General features: G+C 41.0%; 21 protein-coding genes. 19 read left to right on the plus strand and 2 right to left on the minus strand.

The annotated features are described in order from the left end of the window. The coding region (locus tag RO21_RS13270) for a hypothetical protein (RefSeq protein WP_047976141.1) at nt 1-404 on the plus strand (404 nt) is incomplete at its 5' end. A gap of 53 nt (nt 405-457) precedes the next feature. Here RO21_RS13270 and topA read toward each other — a convergent pair. After that, a complete protein-coding gene (gene topA / locus RO21_RS02060) occupies nt 458-3,064 on the minus strand; it encodes a type I DNA topoisomerase (protein ID WP_047976142.1) in 2,607 nt (868 codons plus the stop codon). 355 nt (nt 3,065-3,419) lie between these two features. On the opposite strand from topA, the gene RO21_RS02065 reads away from it, so the two are divergent. Continuing rightward, the gene (locus RO21_RS02065; protein WP_047976143.1) at nt 3,420-4,310 is read left to right on the plus strand and encodes a LysR family transcriptional regulator; all 891 of its coding nucleotides are present in this window, start codon (nt 3,420-3,422) and stop codon (nt 4,308-4,310) included. Between the two features lie 236 nt (nt 4,311-4,546). Here RO21_RS02065 and RO21_RS02070 read toward each other — a convergent pair whose 3' ends face one another. Beyond that, a complete protein-coding gene (locus RO21_RS02070) occupies nt 4,547-5,944 on the minus strand; it encodes a porin (protein ID WP_047976144.1) in 1,398 nt (465 codons plus the stop codon). Between the two features lie 241 nt (nt 5,945-6,185). Between RO21_RS02070 and RO21_RS02075 the strand changes: the two genes are divergently transcribed. The 17 genes from RO21_RS02075 to RO21_RS02155 form a co-directional block, all read left to right on the plus strand. Then, the gene (locus RO21_RS02075; RefSeq protein WP_047976145.1) at nt 6,186-6,470 is read left to right on the plus strand and encodes a YfcZ/YiiS family protein; all 285 of its coding nucleotides are present in this window, start codon (nt 6,186-6,188) and stop codon (nt 6,468-6,470) included. Nucleotides 6,471-6,724: 254 nt separating this feature from the next. Continuing rightward, nucleotides 6,725-7,885 carry a polysaccharide export protein gene (locus RO21_RS02080; protein ID WP_047976146.1) on the plus strand — a complete coding sequence of 387 codons (1,161 nt, stop codon included), beginning with the start codon at nt 6,725-6,727 and terminating at the stop codon, nt 7,883-7,885. Continuing rightward, on the plus strand, nt 7,885-8,325 hold the full coding sequence (locus RO21_RS02085; RefSeq protein WP_047976147.1) for an arsenate reductase/protein-tyrosine-phosphatase family protein: 441 nt from the start codon (nt 7,885-7,887) through the stop codon (nt 8,323-8,325). The genes RO21_RS02080 and RO21_RS02085 overlap by 1 nt, the downstream gene beginning before the upstream one ends. 8 nt (nt 8,326-8,333) lie before the next feature. After that, nucleotides 8,334-10,445: a polysaccharide biosynthesis tyrosine autokinase gene (locus RO21_RS02090; RefSeq protein ID WP_047976148.1), complete on the plus strand. Its 2,112-nt coding sequence runs from the start codon at nt 8,334-8,336 to the stop codon at nt 10,443-10,445. 8 nt (nt 10,446-10,453) lie between these two features. Next, the gene (locus RO21_RS02095) at nt 10,454-11,917 is read left to right on the plus strand and encodes a capsule assembly Wzi family protein (protein ID WP_053067698.1); all 1,464 of its coding nucleotides are present in this window, start codon (nt 10,454-10,456) and stop codon (nt 11,915-11,917) included. Nucleotides 11,918-12,132: 215 nt separating this feature from the next. Beyond that, a complete protein-coding gene (locus tag RO21_RS02100) occupies nt 12,133-12,585 on the plus strand; it encodes an Rrf2 family transcriptional regulator (RefSeq protein ID WP_047976149.1) in 453 nt (150 codons plus the stop codon). Nucleotides 12,586-12,621: 36 nt separating this feature from the next. Next, complete coding sequence (locus RO21_RS02105) at nt 12,622-13,842, plus strand: IscS subfamily cysteine desulfurase (protein ID WP_047976150.1); 1,221 nt, start codon at nt 12,622-12,624, stop codon at nt 13,840-13,842. A 63-nt stretch (nt 13,843-13,905) separates the two neighbouring features. Then, nucleotides 13,906-14,289: a Fe-S cluster assembly scaffold IscU gene (gene iscU, locus RO21_RS02110; protein ID WP_047976151.1), complete on the plus strand. Its 384-nt coding sequence runs from the start codon at nt 13,906-13,908 to the stop codon at nt 14,287-14,289. A gap of 189 nt (nt 14,290-14,478) precedes the next feature. After that, a complete protein-coding gene (locus RO21_RS02115; protein WP_047976152.1) occupies nt 14,479-14,949 on the plus strand; it encodes a hypothetical protein in 471 nt (156 codons plus the stop codon). A gap of 18 nt (nt 14,950-14,967) precedes the next feature. Beyond that, nucleotides 14,968-15,291, plus strand: a complete 324-nt coding sequence (gene iscA / locus RO21_RS02120) for an iron-sulfur cluster assembly protein IscA (RefSeq protein WP_047976153.1) — start codon at nt 14,968-14,970, stop codon at nt 15,289-15,291. A gap of 11 nt (nt 15,292-15,302) precedes the next feature. After that, entirely contained in the window at nt 15,303-15,818 is a 516-nt protein-coding gene (gene hscB, locus RO21_RS02125; protein ID WP_047976154.1) for a Fe-S protein assembly co-chaperone HscB, read from the plus strand. 2 nt (nt 15,819-15,820) lie between these two features. Further along, entirely contained in the window at nt 15,821-16,456 is a 636-nt protein-coding gene (locus RO21_RS02130) for a DUF2625 family protein (protein ID WP_047976155.1), read from the plus strand. Between the two features lies 1 nt (nt 16,457). Beyond that, nucleotides 16,458-16,874: a hypothetical protein gene (locus RO21_RS02135; protein ID WP_047976156.1), complete on the plus strand. Its 417-nt coding sequence runs from the start codon at nt 16,458-16,460 to the stop codon at nt 16,872-16,874. A 6-nt stretch (nt 16,875-16,880) separates the two neighbouring features. Next, nucleotides 16,881-18,734: a Fe-S protein assembly chaperone HscA gene (gene hscA / locus RO21_RS02140; protein WP_047976157.1), complete on the plus strand. Its 1,854-nt coding sequence runs from the start codon at nt 16,881-16,883 to the stop codon at nt 18,732-18,734. Nucleotides 18,735-18,819: 85 nt separating this feature from the next. Next, a complete protein-coding gene (fdx, locus tag RO21_RS02145) occupies nt 18,820-19,161 on the plus strand; it encodes an ISC system 2Fe-2S type ferredoxin (RefSeq protein WP_047976158.1) in 342 nt (113 codons plus the stop codon). After that, a complete protein-coding gene (iscX, locus tag RO21_RS02150) occupies nt 19,161-19,355 on the plus strand; it encodes a Fe-S cluster assembly protein IscX (RefSeq protein ID WP_047976159.1) in 195 nt (64 codons plus the stop codon). Before fdx ends, iscX begins: the two co-directional genes overlap by 1 nt. A 131-nt stretch (nt 19,356-19,486) precedes the next feature. Next, nucleotides 19,487-20,431 (plus strand): hypothetical protein (locus RO21_RS02155; protein ID WP_047976160.1); only part of this gene is annotated, 945 nt, incomplete at its 3' end.

Below are 20,431 nucleotides of genomic sequence, written 5' to 3' on the forward strand. Positions count from 1 at the left end.
GGTTGTTAGCTGTTTGCTGTTTGCTGTTTGCTGTTGGCTGTTGGCTGTTGGCTGTTGGCTGTGGGCTGTTGGCTGTTGGCTGTTGGCATTATAACGTTTTTCCTTATAAAATGCGAGTTAAATCAAAGGGTTATTTGGATTTAAAGTGTAAATTTTCCCAAATATCCGACTATAAGCGGTTTGTTTTGAGGGAAAGTTTGGCATATTATATCAACGATCGTAAAAATACGGTACTTGTGAATATGGATTTTAGGCGCACGCAGTGCGCCCCTAAAAGTGATACATTTGGCATTTTCTTTGGCTGCTTTATGAACCGGCATTTTGGGGCTGTTTTATACCACAGTAAGGGCACACTGCGTGTGCCCTTTGCAATAGTATATTGTGGTGCTGAATTTTGGATGTAGGCAGTACCTGTAAGCGAGAAATCCAGAACGCCTTTATTCGTTTTATGAAACGGTTATTTTTTGCGTTCCACCCAATTTCCGTCCAGATAATCCACAAGCCATTTGGTTGCTTTGCCGTCTTTTTCGGAGGTAACGTATTGGCGTTTTTCCTTGCGGCTAAAGCGGACGATTGCCTCGTTGCCTTCCGGATCGTGCTGCGGGGCATCGGCTAAATAGCGTAATTTTTCCGGCAGGCGATCACGGAATTGTGCCAGTTCCGCCACTTTCGGCGCGCGGCTTTCTCTGGATTTCGGGAAATTATGTGCCGACATAAACACACCGCTTGCGCCGTCTCGTAGCACAAAGTAGGCATCGGATTTTTCGCACTTGAGTTCGGGGAAATGTACCGGTTCTTCCCGTGGCGGTGCTACTTCGCCGTTTTTGAGGATTTTGCGGGTGTTATCGCAATTTGTGCAGCCCATATATTTGCCGAAGCGTCCGAGTTTGAGGTGCATATCCGCTCCGCATTTATCGCATTCGACAATCGGGCCGTCATAGCCTTTGATTTTGAAGCTGCCTTCTTCGACCAAATAGCCCTCGCAGTTCGGGTTGTTTCCGCAGATGTGAATTTTGCGTTGCGGATCAAGCACATAACTGTCCATTGCAGTGTCGCATTTCGGGCAGCGTTTGCGTTGCATTAGGGCGTTGGTTTCGGAATCTTCGTCCAGTACATTATGCAATTCCGCTTCGGCGATTAAATTCATTGTGGTTTTGCAGCGTTCTTTCGGCGGTAGGGCATAGCCAGTACAGCCGAGAAATACGCCGGTGCTGGCGGTGCGGATCGCCATCGGGCGTTGGCAGGTTGGACAGTGTATGTCCGTTTCGACCAAATGATTTGGTTTCATTCCGCCTTCCAATTCGTTCAGCTCTGCGGTGGTCAGTTTTTCGGAGAAATCAGCAAAAAAGCGGTTAAGCTCGGCTTTCCAATTACTGTTGCCAGAGGCGATTTGGTCGAGGGTGTCTTCCATATTGGCGGTGAAATCGTAGTTCATTAAATCGCTGAAGGATTCATTGAGGCGATCGGTTACAATTTCGCCCATTTTTTCCGCATAGAAGCGGCGGTTTTCCACCCGCACATAGCCACGTTCTTGAATGGTGGAAATAATGGCGGCGTAGGTAGAAGGGCGACCGATGCCCCGTTTTTCCAGCTCTTTAACCAATGCCGCTTCGCTGTAACGTGCCGGCGGTTTGGTAAAATGTTGGCTCGGATTGACCGCTTGCAAGGCTAATTCTTCGTGAAGACTAAGGGGCGGTAATACTTGATCTTCGGCGGTTTTGCCTTGAATGGCTAATACTTTCGTCCAGCCGTCAAAACGCAGTACACGTCCTTTGGTTTTTAATTCGTAATCGCCGGCGGTAACGGTAACGCTGGTGGAATCGTACTGTGCCGGCGGCATTTGGCAGGCGAGGAATTGTCGCCAAATCAAATCGTAGAGCCGTTCCGCATCTTTTTCCATTCCGCTTAAATCGCCGGATTTCAGATTCACATCAGACGGGCGGATCGCTTCGTGCGCTTCTTGCGCTTTCTCTTTGCTGGCGTAGAAATTCGGTTTTGCCGGTAAGTATTTTTCGCCAAATTGGGTTTCAATATAGTGGCGAGCCATTGTCAGCGCATCTTGGCTAAGATTGGTTGAATCGGTACGCATATAGGTGATATAGCCGGCTTCGTAGAGACGTTGCGCCAACATCATCGTTTTTTTCACGCTAAACCCTAAGCGGGTACTGGCGGCTTGTTGCAGGGTTGAGGTGATAAACGGCGGTTTTGCCTTTGATGAAGTCGGTTTTTGTTCAATATCACTGACAATAAAAGACGATTGTTGCAGGGCTTCGACCGCCTGTTGCGCCTGTTTTTGATTTTTAGCGTGGAATTTTTTGCCTTTGGCGTGGGTCAGCTCAAGGTTTAACGCCCCTGAGGCAGCGTTGGCTTGGGCAAAAATTTCCCAAAACTCTTCCGGCTGAAAGGCTTTGATTTCCCGTTCCCGCTCCACCAATAATTTGACGGCGACAGATTGTACCCGTCCGGCAGATAAGCCGCGAGCCACTTTTTTCCACAGCAGTGGGGAGACCATAAAGCCGACCACGCGGTCTAAAAAGCGGCGGGTTTGTTGGGCGTTTACCCGATCCATATTAAGATGTTCCGGTTTTTCAAACGCTTGGGTGATCGCATTTTTGGTGATTTCGTTAAACACCACACGGCTGAAACGGTCGTCCTTGCCGCCGATCACTTCCCGCAAATGCCACGCAATCGCTTCTCCCTCTCTATCCAAATCGGTTGCCAGATAGATATGGTCGGCTTTTTTGGCGAGGGATTTGAGTTCTGAAACGACTTTTTCTTTACCTGGGAGAATTTGGTAAGTGGCTTGCCAATCGTCGTAGGGGTCGATCCCCATTCGTTTAACCAATGCGGTGCGTTCTTTTTGTGCTTTAAGCTCGGCTTTTTGCTCGGCGCTTAGACCTTTGGTCGAGATCGGTTTGGCTTTTTCGGTTTTTTCGCCGCTACTGCCGGTCGGCAAATCCCGAATATGACCGACACTGGATTTCACCACAAAATCGCTGCCGAGATACTTGTTAATTGTTTTGGCTTTGGCCGGCGATTCCACAATTACTAATGATTTTCCCATTGAGTAGTCCCTAATGAAGATGAAAAAGTCGCATTTGTATGATTTTTATGCGCATTTTAAAAAGAAAGATAAAATCTGATAGATAATAGCAAGGGATTCTAAAAAAACAATATCGAGGGCGGGAAAATCGTGCAACTGTACATAATTTTATCCGGCATTGTGCTTGGCGGTATAACAAGCGGTCGGTTTTTCTTGTTTTTCTGCAATGAGCCAAAAACGATGGGCGTTTTCATATTTAAGTAACCGAACATCTTTATCATAGCGTGAGATTTAAGGTGATACACGGCATCAGCCGTTTTTCCCAAGCAAAATGCGCTTATGTTAAACTAATAGACATTGTGAATAGGGAGCAGATATGGATAAACTCAACGCAATTCAAATTTTTTGCAAGGTGATTGAGCAGCAAAGTTTTACTAAAGCCGCCGAGCAGAGCCAAATGTCGCTGGCAATGGCGAGTAAATTAGTCGCACAGTTGGAGGCGCATTTGAACGTGCGGCTGTTGCAACGTACCACGCGCAAAATTACCCCAACCGAAGCAGGGATGTTTTATTATCAACGTTGCTTGCCAATTCTCGCCGAGCTGGCGGAAACCGAAGATTGTATGCACGATTTAACCACCCATTTGCAAGGCAAACTCACGATTTCCGTGCCGTTGGATTTCGGTTCTCGCTTTATTGCGCCGCACCTCAATGAATTTTTGGCACAACACCCGCAGTTGCAATTACAGTTGGATTTTTCCGATCGCTATGTGGATCTGATTTCAGAAGGCTACGATTTGGTGTTACGCATCGGCAAATTGCAGGATAGTTCGATTATCGCCAAGCGGATTGGGATTTCCGAACATATTATTGTGGCTGCCCCCGATTATCTCGCCAAATTCGGTACGCCACAAACGGCGTTGGCGTTGCAGCAACATCAGTGCTTACTCTATGAAAGTCAAACGGTATGGCATTTTAATGAAAACGGGCGCAGCGTAAAATTTAAGCCGCCGGGCAAAGTGGTGAGTAATAACGGCTATGCGTTGGTGCAAATGGCAAAAAACGGTTTAGGCGTGATTTTAATTCCGAAATTTCTCGTGAAAGATGAACTGGCAAGCGGGGCGTTAGTGCCGTTTTTGCCCCATAGCCAACAGTCGCTTTTGGATATTAGCTTGCTATACCCGAACCGCCGTTATCTTTCACCCAAAGTGAAAGCGGCGATTGCCTTTTTTGAAGGGTTAGTGAAAAAGCATCAAGCGGATCTATAACACGCGGTGAGTTTGGCAGGGAAATTTGCAATATTATGTAGCCGTTGCACAAAGTTGTTTTTTGTTCGCTTGTCGGGACACACTGCGTGTGTCTGGATTTTAACCTATTGAAATAATTTGATTTGTATAAAGGACACACGCAGTGTGTCCCTACATTCTGTTAAAATTTCTATATAATATGCAATCGTTCAAAACCATAAATAAACGGACGCCATATCGGCGTCCGCTAATGATGATTAGAATTTATAATTGATATTCAATCCGTAGAGGTTTGCTTTCGATTTGACTTCAAACACGCCACGACCATCTTCGTTGAAACGGTTTTTCGAGCCTCTTAGATGGGTGAAACCGATGTCGGTTGATAGATTTGGTGTAAAGCGATAAGTTGCACCGAGAGAGTACCAAGTGCGATCCGTATCCGGAATGGAGATGGACGGATTATTGATACTCGCATTTTCATCGTGCGCCAAGCCGGCACGCAAGGTTAATGCTTCGCTGACATCATAAGACGCACCAATTGCAATGCGTGATGAGTCGCTGTAATTTTCCGCTTTGCTGAACAGCACATTGCCCGATTGACCGTACGCTTCTAATTTTTTAAATTTTGACCATTCCGTGCGTTTATAGCTAAATTGCATTGCGAATTTATCGGTTAATTTGTGGTAAGTAGAAATTTCCCAGTACGCCGGCAAATGTAAGGTTAAACGCCCCGGAATGCGTTCGCCGCCTGTTGCTTGGCTAAGCGGTAAGGCAACGCCCATTGCAGACAGTTGGTTGATTAACGGGTTAAATTGCGTTGGGAACGCATTGGAATAATCGCCTTTAAATTTCACATTCACCGCAGAGTGATAAGCCACGCCGATACGGTTTCTTTCATTGATGTCGTAGCTTAATCCGGCGTTCCAACCAAAGCTCCATTCATCACCGCTTAAACGGGAAATTTCCGTGCCGTTTTGCATTTGTGCAAGGGTTGCAGCAGCGGTATTGAGTTGTGCGGCAAGCGGGGCAAGACGTGGGTTTTGGGCGGCAGTATTAAGACGTTGTGCCAAAGCCTTACCGGAAACGCCTAAATGACGAATGACTTCTGCCTGTGAATAGATTGCATTTAAGCCTGCACCAAGACTAAAGCCGTAGCCTAAATTGTAAGCGCCGCTTAAATTCAAGTTGATTGCTTTTAATTCCGTGTTCCCCCCGAAAATACCTGCATTGTAATCCGGATTGTATTTTGATTTTAAGCCGTAATTGACGTTCATTCCGCCCCCGATAGCAAAACGCTCGTTAATCGGTGCAACGACATAGAGGTTAGGAATAAAGCCACGAGGAATGACATTTTTGTGAGACGCATCGGCAAGGGCGACATAGTTGCCGTTTAAGGTTGTTCCCATTGTGCCGGTAACATCGACTTTGCCATCAACTAATACGCCACCAACGGAAATTTCCGTTTGTTTGAATTGGGTCATTAGTGCGGGATTGGTTGCAATAACAGACGCATCGTTTGCCACTGCCGCATTCCCTGCGTATGCCGCCCCTAAGCCTGATGTAGAGACTTCAGCTAACTGGAATGCTGCGGCGTTTGCGCCGGCGGCACTCAAGCTAACAAGAGAGGCAAGGAGGGTTTTGGTAAATTTGGTCATTAGGTAATCCTCTTAGATAATGTAAGCGGTTAGTTGCTCGGCAAAGTATGCAAAACCGCTTTAGCGTTTAAGATAAACGGGCGGCATTCTACGGGGCTAGCCTCAGAAATCAATGAAAATCCGCCGAAACCGACAGTGTTCCGACCAGTTAGACAGAAAAGTTTTAGGGATAATTTGAACTTAGCGGCAGAGGGGAGTAAAATAAGCCCCGTTTAATTTTTAACACATTACGAGGTACAAAATGACTGAATGCAAATTAAATGAAACGCCCGCTTGCTGTTGTGTTGATGTCGGCACGATTATCGATAACAGCGAATGTGCGGTCGATTTCAGCCAAGTCTATGCCAGCCAAGCCGATGCCGAAGCGGCTCTTGCATATTTAACCGAAAAAGCCAGAGCGGCGGAGTCCGAACCGTGCGAGATCAGCAGTGAAATTAAAGCGGTTGAGGGCGGTTATGAACTGGTTGCCCGTTTTGATTTTAGCTGCCAAGCGGAAACGATGATTTTTCAATTATCGCTCAGATAATATAGATAATAGCTATTACAGAGTTTTATAATTTAGATTGGTTGGCTTCTGTGTAGGAAATGTAATAGATATTATAGGATTATAAGCATTTAAGACTTTCCTTTAGGTTTTAGGGGGAGTTTTTATTGCTTGAAAGTGATAGCATTAGGGATTCTACATTGGTAAAATAAAAAATAATTTACTATTGAGAATATAAAATGGTAAATTAATAAGTCTGTTTAATTTTAATTTAATAAGTTATTAGTGGATATTTTATGTCTAATTTTTTTAAAAGTGCAATTTTATTTATAACCTTATTGGCATTGACTGGATGTTCAATTTTACTTCCTTCATCAAATAACCCTATTTTGTTTAAAGAAATGAAAGTAAATGGTTCGGTCTTGGAAGCTGATAAAGCCATAGATGCTTACCTGATTACGCCAACGTTATTAAAGCAGCTTGCTCCAGTAACTGCAGTAGCAAAAAATAATGTTACTTTAGATAGACAAATTGAAAATTATCAGTACCAAGTGGGTGTTGGAGATGTTTTGAATGTAACTGTATGGGAGCATCCTGAGTTAACAACTCCCGCAGGATCATATAGAACAGCGGCTGAGTCTGGTAACCAAGTACACCCAGATGGGACAATTTTTTACCCTTATGTGGGGAAGATTAAAGTAGTTGGATTAACTATAAATCAAATTCGTCAACAGTTAACTAATCGTTTGGCAAATTATATTATGGATCCTCAGCTTGAGGTCAGTGTAGTGTCTTATAAATCTAAGAAAGCATATATTACAGGCGAGGTAAAAACTCCGGGACAACAATTTATTAGTAATATTCCACTAACTTTATTAGACGCTGTAAATAATGCTGGTGGATTATCAGATAATGCAGATTGGAATAGAGTTACGATTACTCGTTCTGGACGAGATGAAATAGTATCTCTTGAGGCTCTTATTCAAAGAGGAGATTTAACCCAAAACCGCCTATTAAATAATGGAGATATAGTTCATATTCCACGCAATGATACTCAAAAAGTTTTTATTGTAGGAGAAGTTAATAAACCTCAGTTTCTTACTATTGGTAGGAATGGTATGACATTAATGGAGGCTATTTCCGCTAGTGGTGGAATTGATAAGTTTGCATCAGATGCCACAGGAATTTTTGTAATTCGTGGTATGAGAGAAGGAAAAGAAACTGCCATTACTAACGAAGGTGAGCATATTGAAAAAATAGCTAATATTTACCAGCTAGACGTTACTAATCCGGTTACATATATTTTAGGTACTGAGTTTTTTTTAAAGCCTTATGATATTGTTTATGTAACAACGGCACCTATTACACGATGGAATAGAGTTATTTCCCAAATTGTTCCAACTCTTTCAGGATTTAACAATGTAACTGAAAGTATGCTGAGAGTAAGGAATTGGTGATGTTTGATAATCTGTTAGTTGTTTGTATGGGAAATATCTGTCGTTCTCCGCTGGGAGAGATGCTTTTAAAAGACGCCTTTCCTAATAAGTTGGTGAGATCAGCAGGTATTGCCTCATTAAAAAGCAATTTAGTGGGGAAGTCAGCGGATAGAATGATGAAGATTGTTGCAGAGAATTACCAGATTGATCTTTCCTCCCATCAGGCTCAACAATTGACACCAGAATTATGTCAGCAGGCAGATCTGATTTTAGTGATGGAAAAGAAACATATTAAGATGATAGAGTGCATATTACCTGGAGTACGAGGTAAAACAATGCTATATGGTCAATGGATTGGAAAGGAAATTCCTGATCCTTATCGTCAAAGCCAAGAAGCTTTTGAATATGTTTTTGACATAATGTTTAAGGCAACAGAGACTTGGAAACAAAGATTAAAATAGGATATACAATGAATAAGAATGATGAATATCAAATTGATTTAGTAAAGTTATTTGGATCTCTATTAGATCATAAATGGCTAATTGCTTGTATTACACTAGCATTTTCATTATTGGGGGGGGTATATTCTTTACTTGTCACCCCTATTTATACAGCAAATGCAACTATTCAAATAGAGAAAAATAGCACAGCATCTATTTTTAAAGATTTTACAAGTATTTTAGATCAACAATCGTATGTGCAAACAGAAATTTCAATATTAAAATCGCGTTTAGTTTTAGAAAAGACAGTTCAAGAATTGAACTTGACTACTCAAATATCGGCTATTTATCCTATACCTTTTATTTCTAAAGCTTTAGAGAGACTATTTGGAGATTATTCAGATATTACTATAGCTGAATTTGAACCAACAAATGAATCTTTTGAACAATTGATTTTAGAGATTGCTCCTGAAGAAAATCAATATAGTCTATTTTCAGATACAGGTGAATTATTGCTGAAGGGGATGATAAATCATAAATATTCTAATAACAATTTTACTATTCAGGTATCAAAATTAAAAGGAAGTATTGGGAAGAAATTTCGTATTTCTAAAATTAGTCATCTTTTATCTATTCAAAAGTTGCAAAAAAATTTATTAGTCAGTGAAAAAGGTAAGCAAACAGGCGTTATTGAGATTAGCTTAAATGGCGAAAATAAAAATCAAATTAAGCAAATTGTCAAAAGCGTTTCTGATAATTATATTTCACAGAATATTTTACGTAGCTCTGAAGATGCTTCTAAAAGTTTAGATTTTTTACAAAATCGTTTACCTGAAATCAGAGAAAATTTGGCTAACTCTGAAAATACTTTAAATGAATATCGTCAGAAAAATAGCTCGATCGATTTATCTTTAGAAACCAAATCTTACTTAGATACTTTAGTGCGTTTAGATACAGATTTAAATGTATTATTGTCTAAAGAAAGTGAAATATCTCAAAAGTTTACTAAGCGTCATCCAAATTATATTTCTTTATTGGAACAGAAAAGAGTATTATTAAGAGAAAAAGAAAAGATCTCTAGACAGATTTCAGATTTGCCAGATACTCAGAAGGAAATATTGAGATTGAGTCGTGATTTGGAAATTGAGCAACAAATTTATATTCAGTTATTGAAAAAAATGCAAGAGCTTGATGTAATTAAAGCCGGCATTATTGGTAATGCTCGGGTTTTAGATATAGCACAGGTAATGCCAGATATTGTATTTCCTAAAAAAATGCTAATAGTTGCTTTATCAACGTTACTTGGAATTGTATTCAGTTTTGCATTTGTGATGTTGAAGATGTTATTTAGACGCACTATTGAAAGTGTTGATGAAATTCAAGAGCAAATTGGGCTTGTGGTATATGGAACAATCCCTTTTTCTCGTGAACAAATTGAGGTTTCAGTAGATAAAATTTATAAGCGGAGTGCCTATCCTTTATTATCGGACTTTAATCCTGCTGATTTATCTATTGAAGCATTGCGTAGTTTGAGAACCTCAATCCACTTTGCAATGATGGAAACTAATAATAATATTATAGCATTTTCAGGTTCCTCTCCATCTGTTGGAAAAAGTTTTATTTCGTTAAACTTTTCTAATATTGCCGCTAAAGCTGGACAAAAAGTATTATTAATAGATATGGATTTACGTAGAAGTTATATACACAAACTGCTTGGGTTAGAGGAATCACCAGGTATTTCTGATATTTTGACAAACCATATTGATTTTAAAGAGGCAATTATAACCAAAAGTAATTTATCTTTTGATATATTAACGAAAGGTACTTTTGTGAAAAATCCAGCTGAAATATTATCCAGTAAGCGAGTTCAAGACTTATTTCAATGGGCATCAAAAAATTATGATTTAGTAATTGTAGATACTCCTCCTATTCTTGCGGTAACTGATGCAGCAATTATTGGGAATTATATTTCCATGGTATTTTTAATTGGTCGTTACGAACAAACAACATTAAGGGAAGTTAAGCTTTCTAAAGAGATTTTTGAAAAATCTGGTGTTTTGGTAAAAGGATTTATTCTTAATGGAATCAAGCGTAAAGCATCTAATCGTTATGATTATTATCAATACGATTATACTTCATGAGGATATATATGAAATTTAATATTAAATATATATATTTAGCATTACTTTTAGTAGCTAAGTTGGTATTTGCGACACCAAAATTATTAACGACAGATCAAGCTCTATTTAATGAGCTAAATAGTTTAGTTAATCGTAATGTGATTAAATTAAACCTTTCAATTTGGCCATTAAGCTTAAGTGAAATTTATTATGCTTTAGCTATGGCTGAACCTAAAAGTCAATCGGAGAAGCTGATTGTTCAATATTTACGTTTAAGTTTAAAAGAGAGACGTGATGGGTTTAGCCTAGAAGCAGAGTTGAATTCTAAATATCCTATACTACAAACAGGCATAACAAATGCTTATGATCAATCTAGATTTTCAGCAATACAGGTATTTGGCTCACAAAATCTTGACTTTCATATTCAAGTGAATTCTTTATCTGGAAAGACGGTTTATCGTTCAAAACAAATAGATTTTATAGGGTCTTATGTAGCAGCAAAAGTATGGAATCAATGGATCAGTATAGGTCAACAAAAGCGATTTTGGGGTATAGGACATACTGGGAGTTTAATTTTAGGTGATTCTGCTCGTCCTATTATTGGTATAAACATGCAACGTGATCTTCAAACTCCGTTTAAAACAAAATGGCTTGCTTGGTTAGGTCGTTGGCAATACCAATTCTTTGGAGGGCAAATGCTGAATTATGAAGGAATGGAATCACCACGAAATACAAAGCTGATTGGAATGCGTTTAAGTATTAGCCCCACTGATTTCTTTGATTTGGGATTTTCACGTGTTATTCAATGGGGAGGGAGAGGGCGTCCACAAAATATGTCTTCATTAACGAATGCTCTTTTAGGTAGAGATAATGTAGGTGATAATATTTCAGAGGAGGAGCCAGGTAACCAGATTGCTGGAGTGGATTTTCGTATTAAGCTAATGCCACTAATACAGTGGCCTATATCTGTTTATGGACAAGTAATGGGAGAAGATGAGTCAAATTACTTACCAACCCAGAATTTCTATTTAGTAGGAGTTGATGGTAGTCACAGTATTTCTCACCGTCAAACATGGAATTGGTATTTAGAAGGCATTGATACTAGCATAGATTTTGGTCGTAGGACTAATACTTATCAACATCATATTTACCGTGATGGATATTATAACCAGAAATTGCCATTAGGGTATCCTCTTGGCTCAAGTATGAGAAGCATTACGTTCGGCTTTAATAGTCATTATCATTCAAGCGATATTAGTGCTGTAATTAAAGATTACCATTGGGGATTTAAATTACTACAAGCTGAAACGATTTTGCCTAAAAAGTCAAATTTAAATAAGAAAACTTATCGGCATATTGAATTAAATTGGCTAGGTGAAATACCCATCAATCAGTACATTAAACTTAAATTAGGGCTATCTTCTTGGTATAGTAAAGTTAAAGAAGATCATAATCAAGTAGGTGTTAGATTTAAAGCTAATATATCCTTTTGATAGATGAGCGGTGAGGCTATTTTGTTAGTTATGAAATCTCACTGCGTTTATACATTTAATCTATATAACATATATCCATCCTTTTTATATCATTAACATTATCTGATTGATTTGTAAATTCTATTTTGTTGATTGGTCTAAAATTCTTGACTAAATTAGTAGGGTATATAGAATTCTAATCAATAACATTCACTTTCTTGAACGAAGGCACAAAGATGAAATTAACGTCAAGAGGTCGTTATGCGGTAACTGCAATCTTAGATATTGCATTACACGGACAAACATTTCCGGTCAGCCTAGCGGATATTTCCGAACGTCAGGCAATTTCCCTTTCTTATTTAGAACAACTGTTCGCCCAACTGCGCCGAGAAGGGTTGGTGCAGAGCGTGAGAGGGCCGGGCGGTGGTTATCAGTTGGGTAAATCGCCGCAAGAGATCACCGTAGGAATGATTATTACCGCCGTAAACGAAAGTGTTGATGTTTCAAAATGCAAAGGCAGTGGAAATTGCAGCAATAACAGCCGTTGTTTAACCCATTCATTGTGGGAGCGGTTAGAAACGCAAATTGAGCAGTTTCTACATACGATTACCCTTGCCGAGTTGGTAGAAGAAAATCGGGATCACGATTGTGAGCAATCCCATTGTCATTCTCGCCACCATATCGATTGATTTATTAAAAAACCTATTGTTTAGTTAGGAGTTAAAATGAAATTGCCAATTTATTTGGATTATGCTGCAACCTGTCCGGTGGACGAGCGTGTAGCGAAAAAAATGATGGATTATATGACCAAAGAAGGTATCTTCGGTAATCCAGCCTCTCGCTCACACAAGTTCGGTTGGGAAGCGGAAGAAGCGGTTGATGTGGCTCGTAATCAAATTGCCGAGTTAATCAATGCCGATTCCCGTGAAATCGTGTTTACCTCCGGTGCAACGGAGTCGGACAACTTAGCGATTAAAGGTGCAGCACACTTTTATCAAACAAAAGGTAAACATATCATTACCTGCAAAACCGAGCATAAAGCGGTGTTAGACACTTGCCGTCAGCTTGAGCGTGAAGGGTTTGAAGTAACTTACTTAGAGCCGGAAGAAGACGGTTTAATTGATTTGGCTAAATTTGAAGCGGCAATTCGTCCGGATACGATTTTAGTCTCCATTATGCACGTCAATAACGAAATCGGCGTGATTCAGCCGATTGCCGAGATTGGTCAGATCTGCCGTGCCAAGAAAATCATTTTCCACGTTGATGCCACGCAAAGTGTCGGTAAAATTCCGGTGGACGTACACGCATTAAATGTAGATTTAATGTCTTTCTCAAGCCATAAACTTTACGGGCCGAAAGGGATCGGCGGTTTATATGTTTGCCGTAAACCTCGTGTCCGTTTAGAAGCGATTATCCACGGTGGCGGCCACGAACGTGGTATGCGTTCAGGTACATTGCCGGTTCATCAAATTGTGGGAATGGGTGAAGCTTATCGTATTGCGAAAGAAGAAATGGCAAGCGAAATGGCACGCATTAAAGTGTTACGTGATCGTCTTTACAACGGCTTCAAAGATATGGAAGAAGTCTATGTGAACGGTTCAATGGAAGCCGGTAAACGTGTGGACAGCAACCTCAACATTAGCTTTAACTTTGTTGAAGGCGAGTCAATGATGATGTCCCTTAAAGATATTGCGGTTTCATCGGGTTCTGCCTGTACTTCTGCCAGCCTTGAACCGTCTTATGTATTGCGTGCAATCGGTCGTGATGATGAATTGGCGCACAGCTCTCTGCGTTTCTCTCTCGGTCGTTGGACAACGGAAGAAGAGATCGACCACACCATTGAAATTGTGAAGAAAGCAGTGGTGAAATTGCGTGAACTTTCACCATTATGGGAAATGTTTAAAGACGGCGTAGATTTAGACGCAATCGAGTGGAATCACCACTAATTTTAGCGATAAAAGTTGGGACGCACAGCCTGCGTCCATATTCAAATTAAGAGGAATTTTAAAATGGCATATAGCGATAAAGTGATCGATCACTATGAAAACCCACGCAATGTAGGCACATTCGATAAAGAAGCGGCAGATATCGGTACCGGTATGGTCGGCGCACCGGCGTGTGGCGATATTTTACGTTTACAAATCAAAGTCAATGATGCCGGTATTATTGAAGATGCGCGCTTTAAAGCCTACGGCTGCGGCTCTGCTATTGCATCAAGCTCATTGATTACCGAATGGGTAAAAGGCAAATCATTAGACGAAGCGGCGCAAATCAAAAATAGTGATATTGCAGAAGAACTTGAATTACCGCCGGTAAAAGTGCACTGCTCAATCCTTGCGGAAGATGCAATTAAAGCAGCTATTGCCGATTATAAAGAGAAAAACGCAAAATAACCGTAACAAGCGGTGAGATATGACCTGTTTTTTGCGAAATAGGTCATAGATAAATAAGGGGTAATTTTATTATTCTTTTTACCCCTTTAGTCTATCTGTTTTACGATTGTTTTATACGGTTAATATAGATAATCATAGTGTTTATCGGGAGTATTAAATTTATTAGCATCTAAATATTAGGTAATACCGATGAAATCAGAAAAATATATTGCACTCTCGAGTATGATTTCTGCCTTGTTAATTCCAATAGTGCATTTTTTCTATTATTTAAGTGATAATGGAGGGGTATATATAAATTTATATTCGTGGAATGATGCAGTTTTATTATTGAGTATTACGGTTTTATTGAGTCTCCCAGTATTGTTTTCTTGTCTTATTTATTTGGGGATTAACTGGAATGCTATAACCGGTTCTGCATTAACCATTTTAGCTATCTATTTGGGGGGATACTTATTTATTATCATCTTATATGAAGATCGATCAGTTGATATTTTGTTACCATACTATCTTATAAGTAGCTCTGGTGCGTTTATAATGTCGAGTATTGGTTATGCCTTATTGAAACAAGAATATATTAAAAAGCCATTTTGGGTCATTGTTTTATCGTCAGGATTGACGTTGTTCGGATTCGGATTGCCATTCTTACTAATGGTTCTTTAATATGTTTTAGGAGAAAATATGTCAATAACATTAACAGAAACCGCAGCTAATCGGGTAAAAACATTTTTAGAAAATCGAGGAAAAGGGATTGGCCTACGCCTTGGGGTAAAAACATCAGGGTGTTCAGGGCTGGCTTATGTGCTTGAATTTGTTGATGTACTTAACGAGGACGATCAAGTCTTTGAACAACACGGCGTGAAAGTGATTGTCGATGAAAAAAGTCTGGTTTACCTCGCCGGCACGGAGTTGGATTACGTTAAAGAGGGCTTGAACGAAGGCTTTAAATACAGCAACCCGAATGTTAAGAACGAATGTGGTTGCGGCGAAAGTTTTAATGTGTAGAGGAAGAAAATATGAACCCGTTTGCACTTTTTGATTTGCCGGTTGCCTTTTCATTGGATAAATCGCAATTATCTGCTCGCTATTTAAGCCTACAAAAATCGTTACATCCCGATAATTTTGCGGCGCATTCCGCCCAAGAACAGCGGTTGGCAATGCAAAAATCGGCGGAAATCAACGATGCGTTGCACATTTTAAAAGATCCGATTTTACGGGCAGAAGCGATTATCCGCATTCATACCGGTGAAGCACAGGATTTAGAGCAAAAAAGCCAAAAAGATATGGCATTTTTGATGCAGCAACTGGAATGGCGGGAGCAGCTTGAAAGCATTGAAATTGCAAAAAATGAGGCGAAACTCACCGCTTTCAGCAGTGAAATCGGCAAAGAAAACCAACGATTACTTGCTGAAATAGAACAAGCTCTCAATGCGCAACAGTGGCAGAAAGCGGCCGAAATCGCCGATAAACTCCGTTTTATCAAAAAGTTAATGGCGGAAATTGAACGTATCGAAGAACAATTATTAGATTAACGATGAAAGATCTAGAACAACTGATTGATAAAGAGAATAGCGTTTGGGCGATTATTCAAGGCTGGTTCAAACAAGCGAATAATCATTATCAAATTTTGCCGAAAGATGTTGAAAATGCCGGCAAGGAATTGGTCGGAATGCAGCTTTCCACCAAAATGCCTTTGGGGGCGGTGGTCTATGAAACCGGCGGGATCTTGGTGGATCACGGCTGGTTACGCTTAATCGGCTCTGGCAGTGAAAAACTACCACGCGGTCTATTTGAGTGGAATTTCGGCAAAACCTTTGAATCTGCTGGTGAACGCCCGCGCTATTTATTGGTGGCTGATGATGCTATCGGCGGTTATTTCGCCGTAAACGGCGGCGGTTTAGGGGGAAAAATCGGAATGATTTACTACTATTCCCCAAAAAAACACGTCTGGGAAAGCATCGGCTTAAATTATTCCCAATTTCTCGGCTGGGCATTAACGGCGGATTTAGCCGGCTTTTACCACGGCTTACGTTGGCAAAACTGGCAGCAGGATATCGCTAATCTTAACGGCAGCCAAGTCATTCACCCTGAAACAAAACAAACACAGCCGATAGAACGACATTACCAAGCCACATTTGCCCCTGATGATATGGGCTATGCGGTAAATTAAGATGAAAGAAATTCAAAGTAAATTAATAAAAGAAAAAATTGGCTTCAGTATAGTATGTTTATATTCAGGTGTAATTAAATTTAATGAATTTAAGCAATGGTTATATAATTTAATAAATAATACAGATGTAGATAAATTGCCTTCATATATTTGGGATTTAATTGATGTAGAAACTGGAGAAAATGCTAATATCAGTCTTATTGTTGATTCTGATACCAATTCAGGCTTAGATGAAGAACAAGAGAATGCTCTAATGGCAATAGCCTTAGAAAGAGATCCAATACTATTTAAAGATTTTGACCCTCATATAACGAAAAAGAAAGCGTTCAGAGCTTTTAAAAGATTTCCTTCTGTATTAAATAGAGTGAAAGAAGAATTTTACTTTATTGAAGAGCTACAAAAAATAAGAGAGAACTAAAATTATATGGCACTACTTCAAATTTCCGAACCAAATCAAAGCCTGGCACAGCATCAAGCAAAATTAGCAGTGGGGATTGATTTAGGCACAACCAATTCCTTAGTGGCGACAGTGCGCAGCGGGCAAGCACAGGTATTGCTTGATGAACAACAAAATGCGCTTGTGCCTTCGGTGGTGCATTACGGTGTAAGTGAAAAAAGCGTGGGGCGCAACGCCTTTGCTAACGCAAGCAGCGATCCGCAAAATACCGTGATTTCGGTGAAACGTTTGATCGGGCGTAGCCTTGAAGATGTGCAACAACGTTATCCCGATTTACCTTACTGGTTTATCGCCAGTGAAAACGGCTTACCGCTGATTCAAACGACACAAGGCAATAAAAGCCCGATTGAAATCTCCGCCGATATTTTAACGGCATTGAATCGGCTTGCAGAACAGCATTTAGCCGGTGAATTGTCCGGCGTAGTGATTACCGTGCCGGCATATTTTGACGATGCCCAACGTCAAAGCACTAAAGATGCGGCACGTTTAGCAGGATTGAATGTGCTACGTTTGTTGAACGAACCGACCGCAGCAGCAATTGCCTATGGCTTAGACAGCGGGCAAGAGGGGGTAATTGCCGTTTATGATTTGGGCGGCGGCACATTTGATATTTCCATTTTACGTTTGAGTAAAGGCGTATTTGAAGTGTTAGCGACCGGTGGCGATACTGCATTAGGCGGCGATGATTTCGATCATCTGATTGCCCGTTGGATCAGTGAACAATCGGGTGTGCAGCCTCAAACCGCCAGTGAACAGCGTGAACTGTTAACCCTTGCCAATCAAGCTAAAGTGGCACTATCGCAAGCGGTCAGTTATCCGCTCGCATTTGCAAACTGGCAGGGTGAACTGAGCCGTTCGCAATTTAATACGCTGATCCAACCGCTTGTGAAACGCTCGTTGCTGACCTGCCGCCGTGCTTTGAAAGATGCGGGGGTAGCTGCCGATGAGGTGCAACAGGTGGTGATGGTCGGCGGTTCAACCCGTGTGCCTTATGTGCGGGAGCAAGTGGGCGAATTTTTCGGGCGTGAGCCACTGGTTTCGATCGATCCGGACAAAGTAGTTGCACTCGGTGCGGCAATTCAAGCGGATATTTTGGTCGGCAATAAGCCTGATGCTGAGATGTTATTACTTGATGTTGTGCCGTTATCCCTTGGGATTGAAACAATGGGCGGTTTGGTGGAAAAAATTATTCCACGCAATACCACTATCCCTGTTGCTAAAGCGCAGGAATTTACCACCTTTAAAGACGGGCAAACGGCAATGAGTGTACACGTTGTGCAGGGTGAGCGTGAATTGGTGGAAGATTGCCGTTCACTCGGTCGCTTTACCTTACGGGGTATTCCGCCGATGGTGGCAGGGGCTGCCCATATTCGAGTTACTTATCAAGTCGATGCGGACGGGCTATTGAACGTTACGGCGATGGAGAAATCGACCAAAGTGCAAGCCTCGATTCAAATTAAGCCGTCTTACGGTTTAACCGATGATGAAGTTACCGAAATGATCCGCTCGTCAATGACCAATGCCAAGCAGGATATGGAGGCCCGTCAGCTCGCCGAGCAACGTGTTGAGGCGGACAGAGTGATTGACAGCGTGATTATTGCCTTGAGAGAAGACGGTGAGGCACTGTTATCATTAGACGAATTTAAGCAGATTGAAGCCGAGTTGCAAAACTTGATTAACTTGAAGCAAGGCACGGATCGCCTTGCCATTCAGCAGGGGATTAAAACCCTTGATAATGCCACCCAAGTATTTGCGGCAAGACGAATGAACTTATCCATTCAAAAAGCCTTAGCGGGTAAAGCCGTTGATGAGATTATTTAAAAGACAAGCGGTTTGAAACGGCAAAATTTTTGCAAATTTTCCACCGAATCCGACCGCTTGAGTGATTCACATAAAAGAGGATATTATGCCAAAAATTGTTTTTCTTCCGCACGAAGAATTTTGCCCAGAGGGTATGGTTGTGGAAGCCCAAACGGGTGATAACTTATTGGAAGTGGCACACAATGCCGGTGTGGAAATTCACCACGCCTGCGATTGTTCCTGTGCCTGTACCACCTGCCACGTGGTGATTCGTGAAGGGTTTGATTCCCTCAACGACACCTCGGATCAAGAGGAAGATATGTTAGACAAAGCGTGGGGCTTAGAGATCGACAGCCGTCTGTCTTGTCAATGTATCGTCGGCGAAGAAGACCTTGTTGTTGAAATTCCGAAATATAACCTTAACCACGCAAATGAGGCGGCACACTAATGAAATGGACTGACACCCGAATGATTGCGGAAAACCTGTACGATATGAATCCGGATTTAGACCCGACCACCGTACGTTTTACCGATATGCACAAATGGATCATCGAAATGGAAGATTTTGACGATGATCCGGAAGGTTCTAACGAACATATTCTCGAAGCAATTTTAACCATTTGGTTGGAAGAGTATGAGTAAATAAATAATGGAAAGCTAATATCGAATTGATATTAGCTTTTTGTATATTCTTTTGCCTGAATTTTTATTATAAATGATAGCTGTTATTGAATTTAGGAATATTTGTGAATTGAGTATTTAAGGAGAGAAAAATGACAAAACAACTTAAAATAATTAAAGGAGAAGAGGTTACTTTACTTAATCTCGAAAATGATAAAACATTAGTATTAGTTGCTCAACCTGAAACAGAATATCAAGTATTAGATGAGAATGGGCAAGTTATTCAAAATGTGAAATTGGTTATCAACTCATCTGATCTTGAAGTATATTTAGATAGGGATATTCCTCATATTATTTTAGAAAAATATACTTCTTATTACCCTTATAGCGAAGCCGCTTTTTCATCCGACAGTACGATTTCTTTAACGAAAAGCCAGCACATTATATCTTCTAAAGTCTCTAGTAATATTATTAAATATTCATTTTTTGCCATAGGTATATTAGGCCTGCCTTCAGCGTTAATGGCTTCAAATAACAGAAAAAAATCGGATTTGCCTAAAGAAAAAAATAATAATTCTAGCGATAATGCAGTTACGGTAGAACATATTGATTCCAATAAACAGCAATCAGACGTAGAGAATCAGTTGAAGCCGAATGCAGAAAGCAGTCAGTCAGCAGCGGAGAAAGCAGTAGAGCAAGAGACGGAACAGGTTGATGTGCTGACAGGCATAACGGAAGAGCTGACGGTAGCGAATCCGGATGCTCAGACAGAGAACGGTGATAAGCCGGAATCAGAGACGGCTGAAACAGTAGAGGAAACGCCTCAGCCTGCAGTAGCGGAAGAGGCGGAGAAAGCGACAGAACAGATTGATGCTCCGACAGGCATAACGGAAGAGCTGACGGCAGCGAATCCGGATGCTCAGACGGAGAACGGTGATAAGCCGGAATCAGAGACGGCTGAAACAGTAGAGGAAACGTCTGTAGAGCCGACCCCGTCAGAGTCTGTACCGAATCCGCAAGAGCCGAGTGAAGAAAGTAGTAAGCCAGAAGCATCGGAAGAGGCGGAGAAAGAGGCACAACAGAGGAGCCGGCGGCAG

It is taken from the genome of Muribacter muris (assembly GCF_001038205.1).
Taxonomy (GTDB): Bacteria; Pseudomonadota; Gammaproteobacteria; order Enterobacterales; family Pasteurellaceae; genus Muribacter; species Muribacter muris.

Bases quoted from the DNA above. Each gene is read 5' to 3' on its own strand.
- RO21_RS02070 (WP_047976144.1), bottom strand. From the start codon at position 5,944: ATGACCAAATTTACCAAAACCCTCCTTGCCTCTCTTGTTAGCTTGAGT.
- RO21_RS02130 (WP_047976155.1), top strand. From the start codon at position 15,821: ATGAAAGATCTAGAACAACTGATTGATAAAGAGAATAGCGTTTGGGCG.
- RO21_RS02135 (WP_047976156.1), top strand. From the start codon at position 16,458: ATGAAAGAAATTCAAAGTAAATTAATAAAAGAAAAAATTGGCTTCAGT.
- RO21_RS02090 (WP_047976148.1), top strand. From the start codon at position 8,334: ATGAATAAGAATGATGAATATCAAATTGATTTAGTAAAGTTATTTGGA.
- RO21_RS02095 (WP_053067698.1), top strand. From the start codon at position 10,454: ATGAAATTTAATATTAAATATATATATTTAGCATTACTTTTAGTAGCT.
- topA (WP_047976142.1), bottom strand. From the start codon at position 3,064: ATGGGAAAATCATTAGTAATTGTGGAATCGCCGGCCAAAGCCAAAACA.
- iscU (WP_047976151.1), top strand. From the start codon at position 13,906: ATGGCATATAGCGATAAAGTGATCGATCACTATGAAAACCCACGCAAT.
- RO21_RS02065 (WP_047976143.1), top strand. From the start codon at position 3,420: ATGGATAAACTCAACGCAATTCAAATTTTTTGCAAGGTGATTGAGCAG.
- iscA (WP_047976153.1), top strand. From the start codon at position 14,968: ATGTCAATAACATTAACAGAAACCGCAGCTAATCGGGTAAAAACATTT.
- RO21_RS02105 (WP_047976150.1), top strand. From the start codon at position 12,622: ATGAAATTGCCAATTTATTTGGATTATGCTGCAACCTGTCCGGTGGAC.
- hscB (WP_047976154.1), top strand. From the start codon at position 15,303: ATGAACCCGTTTGCACTTTTTGATTTGCCGGTTGCCTTTTCATTGGAT.
- fdx (WP_047976158.1), top strand. From the start codon at position 18,820: ATGCCAAAAATTGTTTTTCTTCCGCACGAAGAATTTTGCCCAGAGGGT.
- RO21_RS02100 (WP_047976149.1), top strand. From the start codon at position 12,133: ATGAAATTAACGTCAAGAGGTCGTTATGCGGTAACTGCAATCTTAGAT.
- iscX (WP_047976159.1), top strand. From the start codon at position 19,161: ATGAAATGGACTGACACCCGAATGATTGCGGAAAACCTGTACGATATG.
- RO21_RS02085 (WP_047976147.1), top strand. From the start codon at position 7,885: ATGTTTGATAATCTGTTAGTTGTTTGTATGGGAAATATCTGTCGTTCT.
- RO21_RS02115 (WP_047976152.1), top strand. From the start codon at position 14,479: ATGAAATCAGAAAAATATATTGCACTCTCGAGTATGATTTCTGCCTTG.
- RO21_RS02080 (WP_047976146.1), top strand. From the start codon at position 6,725: ATGTCTAATTTTTTTAAAAGTGCAATTTTATTTATAACCTTATTGGCA.
- RO21_RS02075 (WP_047976145.1), top strand. From the start codon at position 6,186: ATGACTGAATGCAAATTAAATGAAACGCCCGCTTGCTGTTGTGTTGAT.
- hscA (WP_047976157.1), top strand. From the start codon at position 16,881: ATGGCACTACTTCAAATTTCCGAACCAAATCAAAGCCTGGCACAGCAT.